This window comes from Pseudomonas sp. DCB_BI, assembly GCF_026240995.1.
GTDB lineage: Bacteria > Pseudomonadota > Gammaproteobacteria > Pseudomonadales > Pseudomonadaceae > Aquipseudomonas.
The window spans coordinates 47,469-72,305 of sequence record NZ_JAPFCG010000011.1 but is presented as its reverse complement, the minus strand read 5'-3'; the positions used below and the strand labels follow the sequence as shown (position 1 = coordinate 72,305).

General features: G+C 62.7%; 21 protein-coding genes and 1 pseudogene. 19 read left to right on the top strand and 3 right to left on the bottom strand.

The features are described 5' to 3' along the window. Positions 1 to 147 precede the first annotated feature (147 nt). The 5 genes and pseudogenes from OO258_RS13675 to OO258_RS13655 all read left to right on the top strand — a co-directional run. Positions 148 to 1,059: a LysR family transcriptional regulator gene (locus OO258_RS13675; RefSeq protein WP_103469160.1), complete on the top strand. Its 912-nt coding sequence runs from the start codon at positions 148 to 150 to the stop codon at positions 1,057 to 1,059. 318 nt (positions 1,060 to 1,377) lie between these two features. After that, entirely contained in the window at positions 1,378 to 2,448 is a 1,071-nt protein-coding gene (locus tag OO258_RS13670; RefSeq protein ID WP_103469159.1) for a carbon-nitrogen hydrolase family protein, read from the top strand. 80 nt (positions 2,449 to 2,528) lie between these two features. Then, entirely contained in the window at positions 2,529 to 2,819 is a 291-nt protein-coding gene (locus OO258_RS13665; protein WP_103469158.1) for a hypothetical protein, read from the top strand. Next, positions 2,809 to 4,374, top strand: coding sequence for a cation acetate symporter (locus OO258_RS13660; RefSeq protein WP_103469157.1), 1,566 nt, complete (start codon positions 2,809 to 2,811; stop codon positions 4,372 to 4,374). The genes OO258_RS13665 and OO258_RS13660 overlap by 11 nt, the downstream gene beginning before the upstream one ends. 397 nt (positions 4,375 to 4,771) lie before the next feature. Next, positions 4,772 to 5,104: pseudogene (locus OO258_RS13655) on the top strand (OprD family outer membrane porin); the annotation flags it as partial. A gap of 64 nt (positions 5,105 to 5,168) precedes the next feature. Here OO258_RS13655 and OO258_RS13650 read toward each other — a convergent pair. Beyond that, positions 5,169 to 6,734, bottom strand: a complete 1,566-nt coding sequence (locus tag OO258_RS13650) for an IclR family transcriptional regulator domain-containing protein (protein WP_103469155.1) — start codon at positions 6,732 to 6,734, stop codon at positions 5,169 to 5,171. 175 nt (positions 6,735 to 6,909) lie between these two features. Here OO258_RS13650 and OO258_RS13645 point away from each other — a divergent pair, with 175 nt between their 5' ends. From OO258_RS13645 to OO258_RS13600, 10 genes are all read left to right on the top strand, one after another. Continuing rightward, positions 6,910 to 7,719, top strand: coding sequence for a ribonuclease activity regulator RraA (locus OO258_RS13645; protein ID WP_103469154.1), 810 nt, complete (start codon positions 6,910 to 6,912; stop codon positions 7,717 to 7,719). Positions 7,720 to 7,722: 3 nt separating this feature from the next. Beyond that, positions 7,723 to 8,169 carry a nuclear transport factor 2 family protein gene (locus OO258_RS13640; protein WP_103469153.1) on the top strand — a complete coding sequence of 149 codons (447 nt, stop codon included), beginning with the start codon at positions 7,723 to 7,725 and terminating at the stop codon, positions 8,167 to 8,169. Between the two features lie 111 nt (positions 8,170 to 8,280). Then, positions 8,281 to 9,687: an aldehyde dehydrogenase (NADP(+)) gene (locus OO258_RS13635; RefSeq protein ID WP_103469152.1), complete on the top strand. Its 1,407-nt coding sequence runs from the start codon at positions 8,281 to 8,283 to the stop codon at positions 9,685 to 9,687. Positions 9,688 to 9,700: 13 nt separating this feature from the next. Then, positions 9,701 to 9,994, top strand: a complete 294-nt coding sequence (locus tag OO258_RS13630) for a Dabb family protein (protein WP_103469151.1) — start codon at positions 9,701 to 9,703, stop codon at positions 9,992 to 9,994. Between the two features lie 86 nt (positions 9,995 to 10,080). Then, positions 10,081 to 11,370, top strand: a complete 1,290-nt coding sequence (locus OO258_RS13625; protein WP_103469150.1) for an MFS transporter — start codon at positions 10,081 to 10,083, stop codon at positions 11,368 to 11,370. A gap of 34 nt (positions 11,371 to 11,404) precedes the next feature. Next, the gene (locus OO258_RS13620) at positions 11,405 to 12,214 is read left to right on the top strand and encodes an NAD-dependent epimerase/dehydratase family protein (protein WP_103469149.1); all 810 of its coding nucleotides are present in this window, start codon (positions 11,405 to 11,407) and stop codon (positions 12,212 to 12,214) included. Beyond that, positions 12,211 to 13,299: a mandelate racemase/muconate lactonizing enzyme family protein gene (locus OO258_RS13615; protein ID WP_103469148.1), complete on the top strand. Its 1,089-nt coding sequence runs from the start codon at positions 12,211 to 12,213 to the stop codon at positions 13,297 to 13,299. Before OO258_RS13620 ends, OO258_RS13615 begins: the two co-directional genes overlap by 4 nt. 81 nt (positions 13,300 to 13,380) lie before the next feature. After that, a complete protein-coding gene (locus OO258_RS13610; protein WP_103469147.1) occupies positions 13,381 to 14,250 on the top strand; it encodes an aldose 1-epimerase in 870 nt (289 codons plus the stop codon). A 39-nt stretch (positions 14,251 to 14,289) separates the two neighbouring features. Next, complete coding sequence (locus OO258_RS13605; protein ID WP_265978406.1) at positions 14,290 to 15,570, top strand: OprD family porin; 1,281 nt, start codon at positions 14,290 to 14,292, stop codon at positions 15,568 to 15,570. 15 nt (positions 15,571 to 15,585) lie between these two features. Beyond that, on the top strand, positions 15,586 to 16,515 hold the full coding sequence (locus OO258_RS13600) for an alpha/beta hydrolase (RefSeq protein ID WP_265978407.1): 930 nt from the start codon (positions 15,586 to 15,588) through the stop codon (positions 16,513 to 16,515). Between the two features lie 12 nt (positions 16,516 to 16,527). Here the strand turns inward: OO258_RS13600 and OO258_RS13595 are convergent, their stop codons facing one another. Next, a complete protein-coding gene (locus tag OO258_RS13595) occupies positions 16,528 to 17,565 on the bottom strand; it encodes a LacI family DNA-binding transcriptional regulator (protein WP_103469145.1) in 1,038 nt (345 codons plus the stop codon). A gap of 281 nt (positions 17,566 to 17,846) precedes the next feature. Between OO258_RS13595 and OO258_RS13590 the strand changes: the two genes are divergently transcribed. The 4 genes from OO258_RS13590 to OO258_RS13575 all read left to right on the top strand — a co-directional run bounded on the left by OO258_RS13590 (position 17,847) and on the right by OO258_RS13575 (position 23,432). Beyond that, entirely contained in the window at positions 17,847 to 19,232 is a 1,386-nt protein-coding gene (locus OO258_RS13590) for an MFS transporter (protein ID WP_103469144.1), read from the top strand. Between the two features lie 16 nt (positions 19,233 to 19,248). After that, positions 19,249 to 20,436: an L-talarate/galactarate dehydratase gene (locus OO258_RS13585; protein ID WP_103469143.1), complete on the top strand. Its 1,188-nt coding sequence runs from the start codon at positions 19,249 to 19,251 to the stop codon at positions 20,434 to 20,436. Positions 20,437 to 20,501: 65 nt separating this feature from the next. Then, positions 20,502 to 22,034, top strand: coding sequence for a UxaA family hydrolase (locus tag OO258_RS13580; RefSeq protein WP_103469142.1), 1,533 nt, complete (start codon positions 20,502 to 20,504; stop codon positions 22,032 to 22,034). Positions 22,035 to 22,187: 153 nt separating this feature from the next. Beyond that, positions 22,188 to 23,432, top strand: coding sequence for an OprD family porin (locus OO258_RS13575; RefSeq protein WP_103469141.1), 1,245 nt, complete (start codon positions 22,188 to 22,190; stop codon positions 23,430 to 23,432). A gap of 88 nt (positions 23,433 to 23,520) precedes the next feature. On the opposite strand, the gene OO258_RS13570 is transcribed toward OO258_RS13575, so the two are convergent. After that, positions 23,521 to 24,828, bottom strand: a complete 1,308-nt coding sequence (locus OO258_RS13570; protein ID WP_103469140.1) for a c-type cytochrome — start codon at positions 24,826 to 24,828, stop codon at positions 23,521 to 23,523. Positions 24,829 to 24,837 lie beyond the last annotated feature (9 nt).

Sequence of the window (24,837 nt, the reverse complement as noted above, 5' to 3'; positions counted from 1 at the left end):
GGTGGTGACCCTCATGAGGCAACTTGGGGCGCTGCTTGTGGCAGACCTGTGCGGAGGTCGTGATCTCAGTCTATGAGCCGTTTGCCATAGGCTTCAAATATGATATTCCTCTAGAAAGATCATAAAAATGTATGGCAGGGGGTGAGTATGGATCTTCGGCAGCTTCGCTATTTTGTCCGTGTAGTCGAGTGTGGAAACATCACCCGAGCTAGCGAAGGTCTGCATATTGCTCAGCCCGCGATCAGCCAACAGATCAGAAACCTCGAGGAAGAGATGAGCATGAAGCTCCTGGAAAGGAGTGTTCATGGTGTCGAGCCGACTGCAGCAGGACGGACGCTCTACAGGCATGCTATCGAGTTGCTACGGCAGGCTGACGCCACTCGAGAGTTACTCTTGCAGGATGCGGAGTACCCGCAAGGTAGGGTTAGTGTTGGTATGCCCTCCAGCACCGCACGCATGCTCGCTATGCCACTGGCGCGCATGATTCGAAGCAAGTTTCCCGGGATCAAGCTTGAGCTCTTCGACGCTCCCAGTGCTGACATCGAAGGTCTCATCACCACGGGGAGGGTGGCCATGGCAGTCATGGTCGATGCCGTGGAAACCCGGGGCATCGCCACACAACATCTGCTCACTGAGCGTTTGTACTTGATGTCGTGGCCAGAGCTTCAACTTCCTGACACACCCATCTCCATTGAAGCGCTGTCCAGGCTACCTCTGGTGCTCCCGTGCGCGCCCAATGGCATACGGAGCAGAGTCGAATTCGCTCTTCAGGAGGCTGGTCAAGCATGCCAGGTGGAGTTTGAGGTCAACTCAACAGACATGCTGCTGCTGGCGGTGAAAAATGAACTGGGGGTTACTGTTCTGCCATGGGCGGCAGCGCAGGATAACCTGGAACCTGGTCGGATCACGCTAAGGGAAATTGACCATCGGCTCTTCGTGCGTGAGCTGTCCCTTTGCTGGCATGAAGCAGGCGTTCAGAGCAACGCGGTCGACAAAGTGCGGCAAACCATTGTGTCGCTTTTCGCCGGCTTCAAGGAAACGGGTGGGTGGTCGGTGTGATCCAAATGGCCCAATAGCCATACGAAATTCTGATGAATGATCATCGAAAAGCTTTGGGGTTGAGTAATTTTTTTTGCATGCTTAAAGTGCATTTGAGCCTTCTGCGCCCTGGCTTGGGGCGCCATGGCGCTAAGTGAATTAAGGAAGGAAAAGCCCCCTTCAAGGCAGCATTGAGCGTTTAGCTGATTCCATCGTAAAAAGTGATCGCTTCATCATTAAATGCTAGTAGCGCCCCTATAGACCTGGGCTTAGATTGGAGACCGCAAGGTGAAAATAAATCCAATCTAAGCAACCTGGCTGTTCGAGGCTCGACTCAAAATGAAAGCGAATGAAAACTATAAAGTGGCCGCTGCTCATGTCGCTCCTATCTACCACGATACTCAAAAGACCGTAGATAAAGCCTGCTCCATCATTGAGGAGGCTGCGCGAAAAGGCGTGCAGTTGATCGCTTTCCCTGAAACGTTTATCCCTGGTTTTCCTGTGTGGGCTAACGTCGGGGCGCCAATCCACACGCATCGCTACTTTGAAGCACTTACCCAAGGGGCGATCAGGCTGGATGGCCCGGAGATCCAGCAGCTGCGTCGTGCCGCTCGCAAGCACGGCATCATCGTTTCCATGGGCTTCAATGAACTGGCCTCGGCCAGCAGCACCTGCATGTGGAACGCCAATGTCCTGATCAACAATGACGGGGAGATCATCGGACATCGGCGGAAGCTGGTACCTACGTTCTTCGAAAAACTCGTGTGGGCCAATGGCGATGGAGCGGGGCTACGAGTTGCCGATACGGATGTGGGTCGAATCGGCATGCTGATCTGCGGAGAGAACAGTAATCCTCTGGCACGCTACTCCATGATCGCTCAGAACGAGCAACTGCATATCTCTACCTATCCTCCGCTCGCCGTCATGCGGCCTTTGTCTGAGGCCGGTGGTTATGACCTGGAGCAGGCGATTCGCATCCGGGCAGCTGCTCACTCATTCGAAGGCAAAGTTTTCAACATCGTAGCGTCAGGCTACTACGACACGACCATGCGCAAAGAGCTTGAGGGTATGGGGGATGAGGTGCTCGAGCTCTTGGACAAGTCCCCGAAATCCGTATCGATGATCCTGGGGCCGGATGGCAACGTCATCGGCGACACCTTGTGTGATACGGAAGGTCTCTGCATCGCTGAGATCAATTACTCGCCTGTCGCTGAGCTGCGGCGACTGCACGACGTGGCGGGGTACTACAACCGCTTCGATATCTTCCGTTTGGAAGTGAATCGGGTAGCACTTGAGCCGATCCACTTTGTTGAAGGCCAGTCGACTCCGTCAGCAGGGCAAGAGCAGTTTGATTCCCGCCTGAAGTCTATTCAATCGTTCGTCGAGTCGAGTGAGATGGAATCGCTGTAACTCAGCGAAATAGCTTCCTCTCATCTATTCATAATGATATTTTCCTGGCCACGTTGCGTGGCCGAGGAAGAGGAGGAGTCATGTCTGATTCTTTGTACTATCCGTATGGCTTGAATACCCAGGTAGGCCCTAAAAAAAAGGGTGGTATGCATTTGATTATGGCGCTGATCGTAAGTGCCTTTTATTCGGTGTTTGTAATTCTCTGCGTTGCATTTCCAAGAACACTGACGTACGAAGTTTTTCCGGATATTCCATTGAGCCTGGTAATGGGCCCCTCCGTGATCCTCGTTGCGATCTCGGTGGCTGTTTTGAGCCTCAAGACAAAGTCCGATCACACTATGGTCGGCAAGGTGGTACATCATGCAATCTAACCAAGCGGTTTCCATTGCATTCTTCCTGCTCTTTCTCTGTGTGACGGTAGGCATTACCGCCTGGGCCTCCCGACGCAACCGGTCTGCTGGGCAGTACCTTGTGGCATCTGGTGGTATCAAGGCTTGGCAGAATGGCCTGGCCATGTCCGGCGAGTACATGAGTGCGAGTGCTATGCTAGGGATGACCGGGCTTTTGGCGACGATGGGATTCAGCAGCTATGTGTATCCCGTGGCGGCTGTCGTAACCTGGCCGCTCATCCTGCTGTTGCTTGCAGATCCAATACGACGCTTAGGCCAGTTCACGCTCACAGATGTCATCGCGTGGCGTTTGAAGCAAAAACCGATCAGGCTAGCCGCTGTGCTCGTCAGCATACCCATGACCCTGCTCTACCTCGTCGCGCAGCTGGTAGCGGGTGGAATCTTGATCAAGGTTCTGTTCGGAATTCCCTACAGCGCCTCTGTAATCTTTGTTGGTTTGCTGACCATGAGCTACGTCCTGTTCGGGGGCATGCTGGCAACGACCTGGGTGCAAATTATCAAGGCGATACTTCAGCATCTGACGGTGTGCGTGCTGACCATGCTCGTGCTGAGCCATTTCGACTACAGTCCCTTCGAACTCTTTCGGAGGCTTGGGGAAACCGAACAGGCACACATGCTCGTGCCTCGCGATATGGACCCGGTGGGCCGCTGGGAAATGATTTCGCTGGCTATCGCGCTTGTCTGCGGCGCTATCGGGATGCCCCAGATTCTGACGCGCTTCTTCACAGTCCCTGATCCGATGTCGGCCAAGAAGTCTGCTGTCTACGCCACGATGATCGTTGGTTCGTTCCACCTCATGGTGTTGGTCGTAGGGTTCGGCGCTTTGGCTTTGCTTGGGCGCGAGGCCATCTTGGGAGCAGGGGCCAGCGGTAACATGGCAGTGCCAATGCTAGCAAAGTATGTCGGCGGTGACACCTTCTTCGGCATCGTTTGTGGCGTGGCGTTCGCCACTGTTATTGCAGTGGTGGCAGGTTTGACTCTCACGTCTGCGACCACCTTTGCACACGACTTGTGGTCACGCGTAGTGCATGCTGGCAAGCAAGGAGGGGAGGCTTCGTTGTCTGTGGCGCGGATCGGCGCGGTGATTGTTGCCTCTATCGCAACACTGCTTGCATTGATGTTTGAAAGCATCAACGTAGCTTTCCTGATTGGTTTATCCCAAGCGATTATTGCTGCGACAAACTTTCCACTCCTGATGCTCACGTTGTTCTGGAGCCGCCTTACTACGGCTGGAGCTGTTTCTGGGATGGTTGTAGGTTGTGTTTCATCAATGCTGTTGATATTTGTATCACCGGCTGTTCAAGTTGCCCTGATGAAACTTGATCGTTCAGTGCTTGATGGTGTCTGGTGGTTCTATCCTTTGAATAGCCCGGCCATTGTTTGTGTGCCTCTTGCATTCGTGGTAATGATATTGGTTTCACTTCTCAAGCGAGAGCCAAGCTCGGAGAATAAGTTTTCGGAAATGCAGGGTTTGCTAATGGAGCATGAAGGTAAGACCTTTGCGGTCAATCATTAGTGATTGCGTGAAGTGGTGTCTATTGTAATTATTTGGTCGCCCTGTCACTTATCTTGGGTGACCTTTTAGCCCAAGCTCTGCTTGGGTTTTTCTCTTATTTATCTTTCATTGTTGCCTATTTTTTTTGGTGGGCATCTTTGGCCTAGGTCGATGCTCTGCGGGTTACGTCAGTCCTTCTTGAACTGGCAATTTTTTCTAACCGCTTATGCAAAGCCATCACAACCTTCAAAGCAGGAGTTGTCCGTGGCAGCTCGAAAGCCGACAGCTTACTTGAAATGGACAACAAGTTGCTTGGCAAAACTGGTATCAGATCGCCGGGTTACCAGCAGTCGGTCGGCGATACTCCTTTCATCTACCTTAACGCCAGCGACACCTACATTTTCGGTCAGTTGGTGGCAAGCAATTTCGCCCAGCCAGCGAAAAGGTCTGGCACACCCGTTATGACTACGACTTCGCGACATTGGGTATGCCTTGCCTGAGTTTCAGCGTGCACTACAACCTTGGTCATGAGGTTGCCCCACAGATCATCAGCGAGCCCAAGGTGGCGAGTTTGAGGGCCGCTGGCGATGACGGCCATGAATGGGAGCGCGATACTGACCTGATCTACACCGTACAGAGCGGGCCGTTACGTCACCTGTCGCTGCGCTGGCGCAATGCCGTGAGCCGCGCCACATTTACCGATGATGCCGACGAGAATCGGTTGATCGTCAGTTATCAGGTCAAGTTCTGATACGTTTTACTCGGCTATTGCTCTGGTGACATCACGAACGGGTGGAGTTACCGGGCATACCCATTCAAGTCTGCATTTGCATCAGGCATCCCGAGTTCGGCGCACTGGCCAAGGTTTCCAGCTGAAGTGCGTGGCGGGCACTGGTAATGAACAGGGTGGTGCCTTCCTCCCCGCCAAAGCACAGGTCGGTCGGGCTCGGCACCGGCAACCCGATCATACGGTCCAGGTTGCCCTCGGCATCGAAGCGCGCCAGGCTCCAGCCTTCCAGTTGTGTGGTCCACACCCCCCCTTTGCCATCCAGCGCGAGCCCGCCCAGGCTGCCGCCACCACGGGGCAGTGAAGCCAGCCGGCGCACGCTGCTGCTGCCCGGTTGCAGCAACAGGATGTCCCCGGCCTCAGGTGCCAAGGCATAAACCGCGCTGCCCTTGGCATCCCAGCGAAAGGCACTGACCGGCTCCGGCAGTGACCAGCCATGGCGCAGCTCGCCCTCGGCGCTGAGTTCGCCGATCAAGCAACCATTGCCACTTTTGGCGCACGCCCACAAATTGCCGGACGGGTGTGTGGCCAATGCCAGCAGGCGGCTGCCGAGCAGGTCCTGGCGGGGATGCTCGTTGCCTTGCCAGTCGATCAATGACCAGCCCCCGGCCTGGGCCACCAGTAGGCCGTCGGGGTGCAGCTCCATGCCGCGTATCGGCAGGTCGAGGCGAGTCAACAAGCGACTGGACTGGCCGTCCCAGCAATGGATGGCCGGCGCCAGGGTGTCGGCCCAGTACAGCACGCGCTGGCCCGCGTGCCAGCGCGGGAACGCGCCGTGAAACGCCCAAGGGCCGGGCAGCACGCTGAGCTCGCCGGCAGCGCGTGGGGTGGCGTCCGGGCGCAGCTGCTCACCGACCCGGCGCGCCGCGTCAGCCAGTTCCGGGCCGAGCAGGGTCAGCCGCTCCAGTGTCAGGCGGTAGGCGGGTCCGGCCACGCTCAGTGCCCCGCGCACCAGGCCCTGCTTGTCGACGATCGGCGCGGCGACGCAGCGGATGCCCAGGCGAATTTCCTCGTCGTCGAGGGCGTAGCCACGCACTTGGGTAATCTGCAATTCGGCCAGCAGACGGCGGCGGTCGGTGATGGTCAGCGGTGTCAGTGGCGTCAGCACCAGGCCCTTGAGGATTTCGTCGCGGGCCGAAGGGGAGAGGGCGGAGAGGATCGCCTTGCCCTGGCCGGTGCAGTACACCGGCTTGCCTTGGCCAAGGCTGGCGGCCGAGCGCTGTGTGTGGGCGCCTTCGCAACGCTCCAGCGACAGCACTTGATTGCCATCGAGCACTGCCAGGTAGGAGGTTTCGCCGGTGAGGTCGCGCAGGGCACGCAGCTCGGCGCTGGCGGCAGCCACCAGGTCCGGTTCCAGGTAGGCGTTACGGACCATCTCCAGGTAGTTGAAGCCCAGGCGATAGACCTTGCGCGTCGGGTCGCGGCGGATCATGCCGCGCTCCACCAGCGTGGCGATGATGCGGTACAGGGTGGTGCGCGGCAGCGGCACCTGCTCGGCCAGCTCGGCCTGGCTGATGCCGGTGGCGGTTGCGCCAATGGCCTGGAGCACGTCCAGGGCCTTTTCCAGTGCGGCGGTGCCTTCACCTGTTTTCATTGTTTGTTTCCCACCTGTTGGAACTCGACTGCCTGAGTACCGATTCTGCCCCTTTTCCTCCCAGTTTTCCGCCATAGAATCGGCCTCAACAGGGCTTGCAGTGAACGCATGTTTCATATGTTGGGAATTTGCCCTGGCCGCCCATCGGATGAACCCGCGAGGAGAACCTACAACAATGTCCGTCATCCACAACTACGCCGATGCCCATGAGAGCGTTTCCGGTAAACAGGTCGTCGTCAGCGACGAAGTACTGGCCAAGCTCGCCACCTGCAGCAGCGGCTCGCTGACCACCCAGCTGTTCAAGCGCGGCTTCCGTCAGCCAGCCCTGGTCGGCCTGCGCGCCATGTGCCCCGATGCCAAGCCATTCGCCGGGCGTGCCTTCACCATGCGCTTCATTCCCGCCCGTGAAGACATCGACACCTATTCGACCATGACCACCAAGCCCAACGATGACAACCTGCAATGGGTGGGTGTGGAGCAGATCCAGCCGGGCGACGTGCTGGTGATCGACAGCCGCAACGACCCGGCTGCCGCGTCGGCAGGCAACATCCTGGTGACCCGCCTGCTGGCCCGTGGCGCCAAGGCCATCGTCACCGACGGCGCACTGCGCGACGGCAGCGAGATCGCCGCCATGCGCCTGCCGGCCTATGCCCGTGAGATCACCGCGACCACGCGTATTTCCTACCACCATGTGGCTGACCTGCAGGTGCCGATCGGTTGCGCCGGCGTTGCCGTGTACCCGGGCGACATCATCGTCGGCGATGCCGATGGCCTGACCGTGGTCCCGGCGCACCTGGCCGAGGAACTGGCCGAAGTGTGCAGCGTGCAGGACGACATCGAAGGCTACCTGGCCATGCGCATTGCCGCCGGCGAAGCGCTGTGGGGCGTGTACCCGCCAAGCCCGGCGTCGGTGTCCGACTACCACGCCTGGGTCGCCGCCGGCCGCCCGGCCATCCCTTCGATCATCGACCGCGAGGAGGGCTGAGTCATGGCCGAGCACAAGCATGCACAACTGATCCGTCGCTACTTCGACGCCTGCAACGAAGGCGACTACGACAAGCTGGTGTCCTGCTTCACCCCGGACGCGGTGCACTACTTCCCCTCGGGATTGCCGGAAATCCCGTGGCGCACTGCCGACACCATCGCCCGCAAGTGGGTCTGGTGCGTGGAGAACTTGGGGTCGCAGTGGACCATCGAGAAGATCCTGGTCAGCCACGACAGCAACGAAGCGGTGATCGAGTGGACCCACTGGAAGAGCAAGCTGGGCACGGCCTTGCGCGGTGACGAGTGGTACGTGTTCGACGAGCAGAGCGGATTGATCAAGGAGATCCGCGCCTATTACGCCTCGCCGGCCGAGAAGGACGTGGTGATCAACGAGCTGGTCGACTTCGACTATGTCGGCCGGGGGTATCACCTGGAGCCGAAGGCGCGTTAAGGCCACTGGCCTCTTCGCGGGGCAAGCCCGCTCCCACAAGGGCCGCGCTGTACCTGTAGGAGCGGGCTTGCCCCGCGAATGGCCGCACCGCAATTTTTGAAGGAGTGCCCCATGACCACCCCGCAAAACCCGAATTTCGCTGCCATCGACGCAGTCGTCGCCCAAGCGGCCGCCGCCGCCGACTTCTGGGTCGATTCCAGTGCCACCCAGCGCGCCACCCTGCTGCGTGGCCTGGCCGATGCCCTGGAACAGCAGCAAGCCGAACTGGTCGTCATCGCCGACCGCGAAAGCGGCCTCGGCGAAGCCCGCCTGAACGGCGAAGTGGCCCGCACCGCCTTCCAGCTGCGTGGCTTCGCCAGCGAAGTGGAAGCCGGTGTGCCGTACCGTCAGGTCGATGATCACGCCATTGCCGGTGCTCCACCTGCCGGCCGTCCACGCCTGACCCGCGTGCAGCGCCCGCTGGGCCCGGTGGCGATGTTCTCGGCCAGCAACTTCCCATTCGCTTTCTCGGTACTGGGCGGCGATACCGCCTCGGCCTTGGCCGCCGGTTGCCCGGTGGTGATCAAGCCGCACTCCGGTCACCCGGAGCTGTCCCGCGCTGTGTTTGCCTTGGCCGCTGGCGTGGTCCGCGCCCAGGGTCTGCCGACAGGCCTGCTGACCCTGGCCGAAGCGCCCAATCGTGCCGCCGGCACCTACCTGGTCCAGCACCCGTCAATCGCTGCCGTGGCCTTCACTGGCTCCTATCAAGGTGGCAAAGCCTTGTGGCAGGCCGCTAATGACCGCGAACGCCCAGTGCCGTTCTTCGGCGAGCTGGGTTCGATCAACCCGCTGGTGGCTTTGCCGGCTGTGCTGGAAAAAGACAGCGAAGCCTTGGCCAAGACCTTGGCTGGCTCGATCACCCTCGGCTGCGGCCAGTTCTGCACCAGCCCCGGCGTGATCGTGCTGCTCGACTCACCCCACAGTCAGCGTTTCGTCGCCCAGCTGGCCGAGGTCATTGCGCCGATTGCCACGCACCGTATGCTCACCCCGGGCATGCAGCAAGGCTTCGAGGCGGCAGCTGCCACGGTAGCTGCTAACGCCGCAGCAGTGTTCGCCCCGCAGGCCGATGGCGCTGGCCCGGCGCCACGGCTGTTCGCCACCGATGCCGCATCGTTCATTGCCAACGCTCACCTGCGTGAAGAAATGTTCGGCCCGGCGGCGCTGATCGTTACTGCGCATTCCGTGGCCCAGGCGGCCGAGGTGCTGGACGCCATCGGCGGCACCCTGACCACTACCCTGTGGGGCCTGGACGCCGACAGCGCCGACAACCGCCAGTTGCTGCGCGCCGCCCAGCGAGTGTCCGGGCGCGTGCTGTTCAGCGGTGTGCCGACCGGCGTTGCCGTGTGCCACGCCCAGCAGCATGGCGGGCCATGGCCGTCGTCCACCGCGCCACAGTCCACTTCGGTCGGTTTTGCCGCCATCGAGCGCTTCCTGCGCCCGGTGGCATTGCAGGACGCACCGGACTGGGCACTGGGCTGAGGAGGGCAGGGCGATGATGCGACATATCGTGCTGTTCCGCCGCCTGCCGGGCGTCGAAGCGCAGCCTGAACGGGAAGCGGTGCTGGTGGCGCGGATGCGCGACCTGACTGCAGAAATCGACTTCATCCGCGACTGGCGCGTCGCGGCCAACGAACTGGATCGGCCGATCTGCTGGGACTACATCCTCGAGTCCAGCTTCGACGACGCCGACGCGGTACAGCGTTACCTGCCACACCCGGCGCACCAGGCCCTGGTCGCCGACCTCAAGCAGTACTTCGAGTGGGTGGCAGTGGACTACAGCGTCTGATTGACCCCAGAGGCACCTGGCCCTCTGCGGGGCCAGGCGTTATAACAAAAAAGATCCGGCATCACAGGTGCCGGGCGGAGTCGTACATGAACAAGAAAAACAACTACCGCTGGACGATCCTGACCATGTTGTTCCTGGCCATGATCATCAATTATGTCGATCGCGCTGCCCTGTCGATCGCCATGCCGTTCATTACCCAGGAGTACCACCTCACGCCCGCCGAGAAGGGCATGATCTTCAGCAGCTTCTTCTTTGGCTATGCGCTGTTCTGTTTCGTCGGTGGTTACCTGGCCGACCGCTTCGGGCCCAAGCGTGTGCTGACCTGGTCGATGAGCTTCTGGTCGCTGCTGTGCGGCTCCACCGCGCTGGCCTTCAACTTCTGGTCGCTGCTGATCGTGCGCGCGCTGTTCGGCGTCGGCGAAGGCCCGGTGTCGACCACCGCCAACAAGACCGTCAACAGCTGGTTCCCGATCAAGGAGCGCGCCCGCGCCATCGGCATCAACCAGGCTGGCGGCCCGCTGGGCGGCGCCCTGGCCGGCCCGATCGTGGGTTTTCTTGCCCTGTGGCTGGGCTGGCGCGTGGCCTTCGTGGTGATCGCGGTGATCGGCGTGCTGTGGGCCATCGCCTGGTACCGCCTGGCGGCCTCGACGCCCAAGGAGCACCCGCAGGTGTCGGCCGAAGAGCTGGCGCTGATCAACGAGGGCCGTGAAGCCCCGGTCACTGCCGTCGCAGACGCCCCGCGCACCCCGGTGCTGCAGATCATCCTGCAGCGCTCGGTACTGGTCACTGGCGTTTCGCTGTTCTGCTACAACTACATCCTGTACTTCTTCATGACCTGGTTCCCCAGCTACCTGATCGAGGCCAAGGGCATCGACCTCAAGGCCATGAGCATCGTCACCGCACTGCCGTGGCTGGTGGGTACCGTCGGCTTCATCTGTGGCGGGCTGCTGATCGACTGGGTGTACAAGCGCACCGGCAAGCAACTGTTTTCGCGCAAGGTGGTGCTGGTCAGCTGCCTGCTGGTGGCTGCGGTATGCATCGGCCTGACCGGCCAGGTACAGAGCGTGACCAGCACCGTGGTGGTGATGACCGTGGCCATCGGCTTCCTGATGCTGACCGCGCCCGCCTACTGGTCGCTGATCCAGGACGCCGTGCCGGACCATCAGGTAGGTACTGCCGGCGGCTTCATGCATGGCCTGGCCAACCTGTCCGGTATCGTTGCGCCGACCGTGACCGGCTTCATCATCCAGTCCACTGGCACCTACAGCAGCGGCTTTGGCCTGGCTGCCGTGCTGGGCATTGTCGGCGCGCTGATCGTGGCCTTGTTCGTCGGCCAGAAACCGGCCCGGCAAGCCAATGTCATCGCAGCCGCTTGAACTGAATGCAACCCACGTTTTACGGGACTACACCATGCCTACGCTTCTAGTCACCGGCGCCGCCGGAATCGTCGGAACCGCCCTGCGGCCGTACCTGCGCGAGCGCTTCAGCCTGCGCCTGCTGGACCGCCGGCCGGTCAGCGAGCTGGCCGCCAATGAAACCGCCCTGGTCGGCGACCTGACCGACCCGGCCTTCGTCCGCCAGGCCTGCGAGGGTGTCGACGCGGTGCTGCACCTGGCCTGTGCCCACGGCACCGATATCCAGTTCCAGGCCACGGTAGAGCCCAACTACCACGCCACCCTGTACCTGCTCGAAGCCGCCCAGCGCGCCGGGGTGCGGCGTTTCGTGTTCGCCAGCAGCCACCATGTGCTGGGGCAGTACCGCACCCAGGCTGGCGAACAGTTCGACGACCACCCGGTGGCGCCGGACAGCTACTACGCGTTGAGCAAGGTGTTCGGTGAAGCGGCCTGCGCGACCTTCTCCCAGCGCAGCGAGCTGGCCACGTTCATCGTGCGCATCGGCAACGCCGACGCCAAGGTCGCCGATGCCCGTCGTCTGCGCCTGTGGACCAGTGCCCGCGACCTGGCCCAGTTGGTGCTGATCGGCCTGGAGCACCCCGAGGTGCGCCACGAGATCGTCTACGGCGTGTCGGAATGCCCCCAGGCGCTGTTCCACAACAACCGTGCCCGCGCCCTGGGCTACCGGCCACAGGACCATGCGGCCGAGCACCTGGCCGACAACTTCCTCGCCTATGACGCCATGGCTCCGGTCGGTTCCGGCCGTGACCATGTAGGTGGCGCCTATGCCGGGGTGGCCCTGGCCAGTGTTCTGGAGCAAGCATGAAGATCGTCCGCATCGATACCCAGATCGTCGAAATCCCCTTCCACGACGGCGGTCGCGGGGTGGGCGGCACGCCTTCGGCCTGGCGCACACTGGAGAACGTGCTGGTGCGCGTCGAAGACGAACTGGGTAACGTTGGCTGGGGCGAGGCGTTCGGCTACTTCGTCGCCGACGCCACCAAGGCCCTGATCGACCGCCTGGTGGCGCCCCAGGTGCTGGGCCGCGAGGTCACCGACATTGCGGCGTTGAACATGGAGCTGCAGCAACGCCTGCACCTATTCGGCCGCTACGGCGTGACGATGTTCGCCATTTCCGGCCTCGACATCGCCCTGTGGGACCTGGCCGCCCGCCGGCAGCGCTTGCCGTTGCACCGCCTACTCGGCCAGGCCTATCGCGAACAGGTACCGGCTTATGCCAGCCTGGTGCGTTACGGCGATGACCAGGTGGCCCCGGCCACCTGCGAAAGGGCGCTGGAACAGGGGTTCAGCGACATCAAGCTGCACGAGGCCACCCTGCATGACATCGGCGCTTGCCGGCGTGCTGTCGGCGATGATGTGCCGCTGTCCACCGACGTCAATTGTTCCTGGACCGTGCAGGGCACCCGCGACTGGCTGCCGGCGCTGGCAGAGCTGAAGCTGGCCTGGCTGGAAGAGCCGATCTTCCCGCCCGAGGACTTCACTGCCCTGGGCAGCCTGCGCGGGCAGGGCGTGGATATTTCTGCCGGGGAAAACTGGTGCACCGCCGTGCAGTTCGAACAGGCCCTGGTGACCGCTGCGGTGGATTCCATACAGCCCAGTGTGACCAAAGTCGGTGGCATTTCCGAATGCCTGCGCATCGACCGCCTGGCCGAGCAGCATGAGGCGGTGATTCTGCCGCACTGCCCATACTTCGGCCCGGGCCTGATCGCCACCCTGCACCTGGCCGCCGTACAGCGTCGGGTGCCGCAGGTGGAGTACCTGTTCGTCGAGCCGGCTGGCTGGTTGTACCCGGTGGAGCAACTGCGCCAGGGTAACCAGCTGCAGATCCCTCAGGGCCCAGGTTTAGGCCTGGACATCGACCTGCAAGTGGCCGAGCGCTTCCGCCGCTAACCCGCCCCGTTAACGCCTCACCGCCGGGCCTCGGCACGGCGGCAGAGGCTGTGCATGCCTGAAAATGGCATTGGAGGTTCTATGCACACCGTGGTTCTGAGCAATGCCACCTGGTCGCTGGGCGTGCTGCCGGCCTGGGGCGGGCGCATCGCCCACCTCAATGCCGAGGGGCTGGACATCCTGCTGCCGATCAACGCCAACCGGTTCAACCCGCTGGACTGGCCACGGGCTGGCGCCTACCCGCTGATGCCGTACTCCAACCGCATCCGCAACGCGCGGTTGCAGTTCACCGGCACCGAGTACGCGTTGCCCGCACATCCGGCGGCACTGCCCCATACCTTGCATGGCGTGAGCCACACCCAGCCTTGGCAGGTAGTGGACAGCGGCAGCGATCGCTTGAGCATCACCTGCGACTACTTAGGCGAGCACTGGCCCTGGGCGTTTCGCGCCGAACAGCACTTCGCACTCGACGGCGCACGCCTGCGCATCACCTTGGTGCTGATAAACCTGGGGCAAACGCCCATGCCTGGCGGCCTCGGGCTGCACCCGTACTTCCAGCGCCACCCCGGCATGCGCGTGCAGTACCGCACCGGGCGCGAGTGGCAGATCGATGGGGAGTACATGGCGACCGGCGCGTACCAGGAGGGCGCCAGGGACTGGTCGATCAATGCGGATGCCGGCGAACCGCTCGCGCATTACCAATCACGCTGGAATGGCCAGATGCAGATCGATTACGCCAATGGCCATGTGCACCTTCAGGCCTCGCCGGTGCTGAACCACTTCGTCGCATTCGCCCCGGTCGGCAGCGCGTACCTGTGCCTGGAGCCGGTATCGCATCTGGCTGACGCGTTCAACCAGCCCCGCGACAGCTGGGCCGAAACCGGCACCCATGAACTCGCCCCGGGCCAGCGCCTGGAGGCCACCCTCGAATTCACCTGGCAACACCGCTAACGCAACACCTCACATACCTATAAGAAGAGCACAACAACAATGAAACACTCCTCGACTGGAGCGGGCTTTGCTCGCGTTGCAAAACCCTTGTCCCTGCTGCTCGGGCTCGGCCCGCTGTATGCTCAGGGAGCATTCCTCGAAGACAGCAAGGCCAACCTGACCTTTCGCAACTTCTACTACAACCACGACCTGCGCGATTCGACCAAACCTGCCCAGTCGAAGCTGGAGGAGTGGGCCCAGGGCTTCATTCTCAAGGGCGAGTCGGGTTATACCGATACGGCTGTCGGGGTGGGCGTGGATGTATACGCAGGCCTCGGCCTGAAGCTCGACTCGTCGCCCTCGCGCAGCGGCACTGCGCTGCTACCCGGGGCCTACAATCGCGCCGGCGGGCCGCGCAATGCCGACCCGCGCTCGGTGGACGAGTTCTCCGAGGCCACGGCGGCGGTCAAGTTCAAGTACTCGAAGAGCGAGCTCAAGGTGGGCGGGCTGTTCCCGAAGATTCCGCTGGTCAGTTCTGGCGACGCACGCCTGCTGCCGCAGTTCTTCGAAGGGGCGATGCTGGATATTCGCGAACTGGACAACGTCGATATCGGCCTGGGCCAAATGCGCAAGGTCAATCAGCGCGAGTTCGCCGGGGCCCGGGATATCCAGGTGGGCAACTACTACAGCGTGTTCAGCGACCGCTTCGATTACCTCGGTGGCACCTGGCGCGCCACGCCGCAAACCTCGTTGGGGGTATGGACCGGCCGCCTGGCGGATGTCTACCAGCAAACCCTGTACACCGGCACCCACACCCTCAAGGCCGGTGACTGGAACCTCTCCGGCACGCTCAACTACCTCGACACCGGCGAATCCGGCAGCGAAAAGGCCGGCCAGCTCGACAGCCGCATGACTTCGGCAATGCTCAGCGCCAACCTGCGTGCCCAGACGTTCCGCCTTGGCTACCAGTACAACGCTGGCGACAGTGCCTTGCCGTTCATCCACGACACCGACTTGCCCGGGGTGGCCAACGCCGTGCAGGTGCTGCGCTTCGACCGCGCCCAAGAGCGCTCCTGGCAGGCCCGCTACGACCTTGACTTCGCTGCCCTTGGTGTACCGGGGCTGACGGCATTCGCCCGCTACCTGAAGGGCGACAACTTCAAGGTGGCCGGCGAGGACGGCAGCGAATGGGAGCGCAATGTGGACATTACCTACGTGATCCAGAGCGGGCCCCTGAAGAACCTGGCGCTGCGCTGGCGCAACGTCCAACTGCAGGGCGATGCCACCGGCCGGCGTGATGAAAACCGGGTGATCATCGCCTACACCTTGCCTTTGCTCTGACCTGGAGGATTGCCCGTGGTATCCCGTCCGCTCGACCCTGCCATGCAGGCCTACATCGACAACAGCCAACGCTTCGCTCCGCATGACGGCAGCCTGGCGGCCCGGTGCGAAGCCTTTCTCGCTGCCTGCCTTGCCTGCACGCCGCCGCGGCCGGCGGGCTGGCAGGTTGCCGATATCGACCTGGAGGGCTTGCGCCTGCGCTGTTACACCCCCCCGGGCGCAGTGCCGCCCGGGGGGTGGCCGACGCTGCTGTACCTGCACGGCGGCGGCTGGGACCTGGGCAATCTCGACACCCATGACTGGTTTGCCCATGCCCTGGCGCGGCGGGTGCCACTGGCGATCGTCGCCGTGGAGTACCGGCTGGCGCCGGAGCATGCCTATCCGGCGCCGCTGGAGGACTGCCTGAACGCATGGCTCGGTTTACGGGCCGGGGTTGTCGACCCCCGTCTCAGCACGGCGTGCCTGATGGTGGCGGGGGACAGCGCGGGTGGCACGCTGGCTGCGGGCTTGTGCATGGCATTGCGCCGTGACGGGTTGGAGCAGCCGCGGGGGCAGTTGCTGGTGTATCCGGTGCTGACGGCTCGGCAGCACTTGCCATCGATGCGCGAACAGGCCGAGGCGCCGATGATGACGGTGGCGGGGTTGATGAAGTCATTGGCAGGCTTCGTGCCCGCAGCGCCGCAGCGTAATGACCCCTGCGCCATGCCGCTGGAAGCTGAAGACTTTTCCGGGCTGGCACCGGCGTTGGTGCTGGTGGCGCGAGTCGACCCGCTGTGCGATCACGGGCTGGCCTATGTCGATGCGCTGGCGGCGGCGGGCGTGGCGGCCCGTGCTTGTGTGGGCGAGGGCATGGTGCACTCAAGCCTGCGGGCATTCGGGGTGGCCGAAGTCGAACAGGCCTGGGATCACATGGCGGCGCAGCTGCAGCGCTGGGCTGGCGATTGACGCGCGCAGCCCTCAGGTGCTTTCGCGAACCACCAGGTTGAAGCCCACATCTTCCACCTGTTCCCCACGCCCCAGGCTGCCTTCGATCCGCTGCAGCAGCAACTCTGCCGTACGCAAGCCAATGCGCCCGCCGTCAACATTCACCGTGCTCAAGCGCGGATGGGTGTGTGCGGCGAATTCCAGGTTGCCAAAACCCATCACTGCGAGGTCCTGAGGCACCCGCAGGCCGTTGGCCTGGGCCTCGGCCATGACCCCCTGGGCGAGCAGGTCGATACTGCAGATCACTGCATCCATCGGCACCTTGGCCGCCAGCAGCCGGGCCATGGCTTCACGGCCGTGGCCCATATCCACCGGCACGGCTTCGAGCTCGCAGGCGACCACTTTGACGCCTGCCTTGCGCAGGGTATCGGTACACGCCTGGCGCCGTCGGGTGGCGCGGGCGTCGTCGCTCCAGACCAGGCCGACGCGGCAGTGGCCGCGTTCGATGATGTGCTCGGCCATGGCCTGGCCGACGGCCTCGTGGGAAAAACCGACCACAGTGTCGATCGGGTCCTGCGCCAGCTCCCAGGTTTCCACCACCGGAATGCCACGGGCGATCAGCTTTTCCCGCGCTTCAGGGCTTTGCAGCTGGCGGGTCAGCACGATGCCGTCGGGGCGGCGGGCGAGTATCGCATCGATCAGTTCCGCTTCACTGCTGTTTGCCAGGTCTGACTGGCTCAGCAGCAACTGGTAGCGTGCCGTGGCCAGGCGCTGGCCGAGCTGGGTGATGGTGTCGACGAAGGCACGGTTGGCGATGTTCGGCACCACCACAATGACCAGCCGACTGCGCTGCGAAACCAGGGCGCCCGCGAGCATGTTCGGCACATATCCGGTCTTGCGGATGGCATTGCGCACCTTTTTCTGGGTTTTCTCCGACACCAGTTCCGGCCGGTTGATCACTCGGGAAACGGTGATGGGCGAGACCTTGGCCATCTTCGCCACGTCATCGAGGGTGGCAGGGGCAGCCAGCAGTGGTTTCGGATCAGCGACGGTAGCGGGCGTTTCCAGCATGGGGGCCTCTGGACGGGAGCTTTGAGCATATTGCCGATTCTACCGGAACGGCGCGCGTTTTTTTGCATTTCCTGCTAATTCCCAATGCATGGGAATTCACTGCGAACAGCGATTTGCAAAGCCCGCCAGCTCAGGCCTAGGATTAATGACAGCGCTGTCATTTGATAACGCTGTCATTGGTCGGAATCAGCTCTTCAAAAGGGCTGCGAGCTGCCAGAATCCGAAGCAGGTGCCGGTGCAAGGCCCTGCACGACGCCAATAAAAACAATGAGGCTACCGCGATGCACAACCACGACACCTACGCCGCCGGGCCTGCCCCTGGCGCCGTGGCCGCGTCCACCACGGCTACCCGCTATCGTTATTTGATCCTGGCCCTGATCACCATGGTCTTGGCCCTGAGCAGCGGTGATCGCGCCGCCCTGTCGGTGGCCGGTTCCGACATGAGCAAGGAGCTCGGCATCAGCTCGGTGGAAATGGGCTACCTGTTCTCCATCTTCAGCTGGGCCTACGTGATCTTCCTGATCCCTTCCGGCTGGCTGGCTGACCGCTTCGGCTCGAAGAAAACCATGGCCCTGGCCATCTGCGTGTGGTCGGCATTTACCGTGTGCATGGGTCTGGTGCACTTCGTCGGCATGATCGTGCCGCTGCTGCTGGCTCTGCGCTTTCTGCTGGGTGTGGCCGAGGCGCCAGTGGGGCCGGCCTCGACGCGGGTGATCGCGTCCTGGTTCCCGTCGGCAGAGCGGGGCATGGCCGGGGCCATCTTCAACAGTGCGCAGTACATCTCGCTGGCGTTCTTCACCCCGTTCATGGGCTGGCTGTGCTACGCCTTCGGCTGGGAATACGTGTTCATCGTCATGGGCATCGTCGGCTTCGGCATCGCCGCGATCTGGTGGAAAAACTACTACCTGCCGGTCAGCCACCCAAAGATGAATGGCGAGGAACTCGACTACCTGCGCAAGGGTGAAGCGCTGGTCGACCTCGAAGCCCAGGCCTCGCTGCCCAAGGAAAAGCGCCGCAGCTCGCTGGCGGAAGTCGGCCTGCTGTTCAAGAGCCGCATGCTGATCGGCATGTTCATCAGTCAGTACTGCGTCAGTGCGGTCACCTGGTTCTACGTCACCTGGTTCCCGATCTACCTGGTCAAGGAGCGTGGCTTCGACATCCTCCAGGCTGGCCTTGTCGCTTCGATTCCGGCCCTGTGCGGGCTGATCGGCGCGGTGTCGTCGGGCTTCTTCTCTGACTACCTGCTGCGCCGCACGAAGTCTCTGAGCATTGCCCGTAAAACGCCAATCATCACCGGCGTGCTGCTGAGCTCGACCATGATGCTGTGCAACTACGTCGATGCCCAGTGGCTGGTGATTGCGGTGATGAGCCTGGCGTTCTTCGGCAAGGGCTTTGGCAACCTCGGTTTCAGCGTGGTGGCCGACACCGCGCCGCGGGAAATGATCGGCATGACCGGCGGCGTGTTCAACGCCCTGGGCAACACCGCCGGCATCGTCACTCCGGTGGTGATCGGCTACCTGCTGCACTCCAGCGGCTCGTTCAACAGCGCACTCATCTATGTCGGCGCCCACGGCCTACTGGCGGCGTTCTCCTACCTGGTGATCGTCGGCCGCATCCAGCGTTTGCAGCTCTCCGACCTGACCGGCAAACCGGCCAATGCTCAGTGATTCAGAGGACCACGCCATGATCGAAAGCAACGTCTACATCGACCCGAAGATCGCCGCCCTGCAACCTGGGCCAGCGACCACTGACAGCATCGCCTGGATCAAGCTGTCGTACACCGTGCTGCTGCTCGGCGCGCCAATCAGCGATGCCAAGGTACTGACCGGGCGGCAGAAGCCGCTGACCGAAATCGCGTTCATTTTTGCCGAGATCCGCACCCGCGAAGGCCATGAAGGCATCGGCTTCGGTTACTCCAAGCGCGCCGGTGGCCCAGGCATGTACGCCCACGCCCAGGAAATTGCCCCGACCTTGCTGGGCGAGGACCCCAACGACATCGCCAAGCTCTACAACAAGCTGCTCTGGGCCGGTGCCTCGATGGGCCGCAGCGGCCTGACCACCCAGGCCATCGCGCCGTTCGACATCGCCCTGTGGGACTTGAAAGCCAAGCGCGCCGGCTTGCCATTGGCCAAGCTGCTGGGCGCTCACCGCGACTCGGTGCAGTGCTACAACACCTCCGGCGGCTACCTGTCGACGCCGCTGGAAAAGGTTCTGGAAAACGTACAGACCTCCCGTGGCAATGGTATCGGCGGCATCAAGATCAAGGTCGGCCAGCCGGACACCAGCATCGACTTCAATCGCGTGCAGGCGGTGCGCGAGCAACTGGGCGAAGGCTTCCCGCTGATGGTCGACGCCAACCAGCAATGGGACCGCGTCACCGCCCAGCGTTTCTGCCGCAAGCTCGAACAGTTCGACCTGACCTGGATCGAGGAGCCGCTGGACAGTGCTGACGTCGAGGGCCACGCCGCCCTGGCCGCATCGCTGGACACTGCCATCGCCACCGGCGAGATGCTCACCAGCTTCAACGAGCACGCCCAGCTGATCACCGCAAACGCCTGCGATTTCGTCCAGCCCGATGCGCCGCGGGTCGGCGGTATCACGCCGTTCCTGCAGATCATGAGTCTGGCCAGCTTCAAGGGCCTGAAGCTGGCGCCGCACTTCGCCATGGAAATCCACCTGCATCTGGCCGCGGCGTACCCGGAAGAGCCATGGCTGGAGCATTTCGAATGGCTCGAGCCGATGTTCAACGAGCGCCTGGAGCTGCGTGAAGGCCGCATGTGGGTACCCAATCGCCCGGGCCTGGGCTTCTCCCTCAGCGAACAGGCCCTGGCCTGGACCCAGCACAGCATCGAGTTCGGCAAACGCCCTTGAGCAAGCCATGGCGGTGGCGCTTGTGTCGCCACCGCCATGGGTGACAACACCCACAGGAAAACACCATGAGTCACCGTGAAGTCAGTCCAGTCATTCGCCTCGATGCCGCCGACAATGTCGTGGTCGCGCGTATCGAAATCCCTGCCGGCACCGCCATCACCGGTGAAGGTGTCACCACCCAGCAAGCCGTGCCGCTGGGGCACAAGGTCGCTGCCCGGCTGATCGCCAAGGGCGAGCCGGTGCTCAAGTACAACACGGTGATCGGTTATGCCGCCGAGGACCTGCCGCCTGGCACCTGGATGCACAGCCACAACATCGCCTTCGGCGAAACCGACCGCGACTACCGCTACGGCCTGGACTACATCCCCACCGACCTGCTGCCGGCCGAACAGCGCGCGACCTTCCAAGGCATCGTCCGCGAGGACGGCCGCGTGGCCACGCGCAATTACCTGGGCGTGTTCGTTGTTGGCAACTGCGGCGCCACGGTGGCGCGCAAGATCGCCAACCACTTCGACGAGCGCCGCCTGGCCGGCTTCCCCAACATCGATGCCGTGGTGCCCTATGTGCACGAAATCGGCTGCGGCATGGAAATGACCGGCGAGCCGATGGACCTGCTGCGGCGCACCATCGCTGGCTACATCAAACACCCCAACACCGTGGGCGCGGTGGTAATTGCCCTGGGCTGCGAGCGCAACAACATCCATGGCTTCTTCGAGCAGGAAGGGCTCGTGGAAGGCGATATGCTGAAGAAGCTGGTGATCCAGGACGTTGGCGGGGTCAAGAGCGCCACCGACCAGGGCATCGCGCTGATCGAAGGCATGCTGCCCAAGGCCGACCAGGCGCGGCGCGAGCCGGTGTCCGCCGAGCACTTGATGATCGGCATGCAGTGCGGTGGTTCAGATGGTTTCTCCGGCCTTTCGGCCAACCCGGCGCTGGGGGCGGCGGTGGATATCCTGGTGCGCCATGGCGGCACCGCGATCCTTTCGGAGACTTCGGAAATCTTCGGTGTCGAACACACCCTGACTGCCCGCGCCGCCACCCCGGCGGTGGGCCGAAAGCTGATCGAGCGCATCGAGTGGTGGCTGGAGTACAACCGCGGCCGCGATACCCAGATCAATGGCCGGGTCAGCCCCGGCAACAATGCCGGTGGCCTGGCCAACGTGCTGGAAAAGTCCCTGGGCGGCGCGAAGAAGGGCGGCAACGCGCCGCTGATGGACGTGTACGAGTATGCCCACCCGGTGAAGACCCACGGGCTGGTATTCATGGACACTCCCGGCTACGACCCGGTCTCGGCCACCGGCCAGATCGCCGGCGGTGCCAACCTGATCGCCTTCACCACCGGCCGCGGCTCGTGCTTTGGCTCGGTGCCGGCGCCGACCTTCAAGCTGGCAAGCAACTCGCCCATGTACCAGCGCATGAGCGACGACATGGACATCAACTGCGGGCAGATCATCGACGGCGACAAGACCATCGCCCAGATGGGCCAGGAAATCTTCGAGCGCCTGCTCGCCCATGCCTCGGGGGAGGCAACCAAGAGCGAACTCAACGGCCTGGGCGAGGATGAATTCTGCCCGTGGCAGATAGGCGTGCTCGCCTGACCCGGCCTCTTCGCGGCTAAAGCCGCTCCCACAGGATTCACCTTGATCCCAGGGGCTGCACAGTCCCTGTGGGAGCGGCTTTAGCCGCGAAAGGGCCCTCTCGGAAAATCACAACAACAATGGCCGGTGCGAAACCCGGCCAAGGGACCTGTCATGCATAAAAACAACAAGACGCTGCCCGCTGCCATCCTGCTGTCCGCTACGCTCCCGGCCCACGCCCAAGGTTTCCTTGAAGATAGCCAGGCCTCGCTGAAAGCCCAGAACTTCTACCTCAACCGCGACTTCCGCGAAGACGCGGGCATTTCCAAGCGCGAAGAATGGGCCCAAGGCTTCATCCTCGACTTCCGCTCCGGCTACACCCCCGGCACCCTCGGTTTCGGCGTCGATGCCCTCGGCATGCTCGGCCTGAAGCTCGATTCAGGCCCTGGCCGCAGCGGCACTGGCCTGCTGCCGGTCGGCGACGACGGTCGCGCCCCGGACCAGTACAGCAAGTTCGGCATCACCGCCAAGGCGCGGCTGTCGAAGACCGAACTGAAGATCGGCACCCAGCTGCTCAAGTACCCGACCATCGCCTCCAGCACCGGACGCATCCTGCCGCAGACCTTCCAGGGCGGTGTGCTCACCTCCAAAGAGTTGGATAGCCTGACTTTCACCTACGCGCAGATCGACCGCACCACCAAGCGTGACTATTCCCACACAGAGGCCATGAGCCTGGTCAATAAGAACCGGCGTTTCAGCGGCACGCCCGAGGCTGACGACTTTCGCATGGGCGGTGTGGACTTCGTGGTCAACCCCAACTTGAGCCTCAGCTACCAATACGGTGAGCTCGACGAGATCTACGGCCAACATTATTTCGGCCTGCTCGGCAGCACCGCGCTGGGCCCTGGCAAATTGGCCCTGGATGCGCGCTACTTCATAAGCGACGACAAGGGCGAGGCGCTGGCCGGCCCGGTCGACAACCGCACGCTCAATGTGCTGCTCAGTTACAGCCAAGCCGGGCACACCTTCGGCGTCGCCTACCAGGGCCTGTCCGGCTCCACGGCCATGCCTTACCTAGTCGGCACCGACGCCTACTTGACCAACTACATGATGGCCGCCGACTTCATGGAAACCGGCGAGCGCACCTGGCAGCTGCGCTATGCCTACGACTTCGTCGCCCTGGGTATTCCGGGACTTACGTTCTCGACCCGATATAACCATGCCGATCATGCCAACCCGGCCACCTTCGCCGGGGAAGGGCGCGAGTGGGAGCGCGACACCGACCTGGGTTACACCATCCAGTCCGGGCCACTGAAGAACGTCAACGTGCTGTGGCGCAACGCGGCGCTGCGTTCCAACTATCAACGCGATATCGATGAGAACCGGCTGATCGTGAGTTACACCTTGCCGCTGTTCTGATTGCTCAAGTCATGTACGAGGAGTAGCCGCCGGGTATTGGCGGTGTGGCCGGTAAAGTCTTTTACCGGCCTTTTTTTCAATGGCGGACTCAGAAATGATTTTTCATCGTCGGCTGCAGGCCAAGGTGCTCCCGTGTGCGAGCTACCGCCTGAGCCTCGACCTCGGGGGCGGCGTTGCCCCAGCTATTGCGCACATAGGTCAGCACGGCGGCGATGTCGCTGTCACTGAGCTTCCAATCAAATGAAGGCATGCCGGCCCCGGTGACGTTGCCTTCGGTGACCACCGCCTGGCCGCCCTTGAGCACCGTGCTCACCAGGTTCGCACCACTGGGTGTGCGGATTCCGGGGTTGTCGGCAAAGCCCGTGACCATGCCGGGCAGGCCTTCGCCCCTGACATTATGACAGGCCATGCAATTGAGCTCGTACACCTGCGCACCGCGCTGCATGATCGGTTCGCTGGCGGCAATGGCGGGTGGCGGGGTGGTCTTCGAGCCGTCGACTGATTTGAGATATTCGGCGATCGCAGCCAGGTCCTGGTCGTTCAGGTGCTGAGTGGAAAATTCGACCGCTTCACCCATCGGCCCCGAGGCGATCGCCTGGTGGTTGGCCCCGGTCCTGAGGTAGACCGCTATCTGCTCCGCGCTCCAGCTGCCCAACCCGCGATAACGGTCGCCGGTGATCTCCGGCGCGTAGCTGTCGAGCAGCTCGGCACCCTGCAGGTAACGACCGGTGTCGCCACCGAGCAGGTTCTTCGGCGTATGGCAGGCCGCGCAATGGCCGGCGCCGTCAACCAGGTAGCGCCCGCGGTTCCATTGTGCGGACTGTTCGGGCTGTGGCACGAACGGGGTGTTGTCGAAGAACAGCAGATTCCAGCCCAGCAGGGTCTGGCGAATGTTGAACGGGAAAGCCAGGGTGTTGGGCGTGGGCGCCTGCTGCACCGGTTGCACTGTGCGCATGTACGCCCACAGGTCGTGCAGGTCGGCGTCGCTGATCTTGACGTAGGCGTTGTAGGGCATGGCCGGGTACAACCGTTGCCCGTCCTTGCGCTGGCCATGGCGCACCGCACGGAAGAAGTCGCGCTCGGTCCAGCGGCCGATGCCGGTCTGCGGGTCGGGGCTGATATTGGTCGAGTAGATCACGCCAAAGGGCGTCTGCAACCCGTAGCCGCCCGCGAATGGAGCGCCGCCTGGCGTGGTGTGGCAAGCGGCGCAGTCGGCCTGGGCCGAAACGTACGCGCCGCGGGCGACGGCGGCAGGGTCGACCGCAAGGGTGTCGGCGCCAGTCAGTTGGTCATCGGCGACGTTGTCAGCGGCACTGTCGTTGCTGTGCAGCACGGCGGCGGCGAGGCCGGCCAGCGCCAGCGCGATGCAGCTGGCCAGCAAGGTCTTGGTCTTCATGGCAGCTCC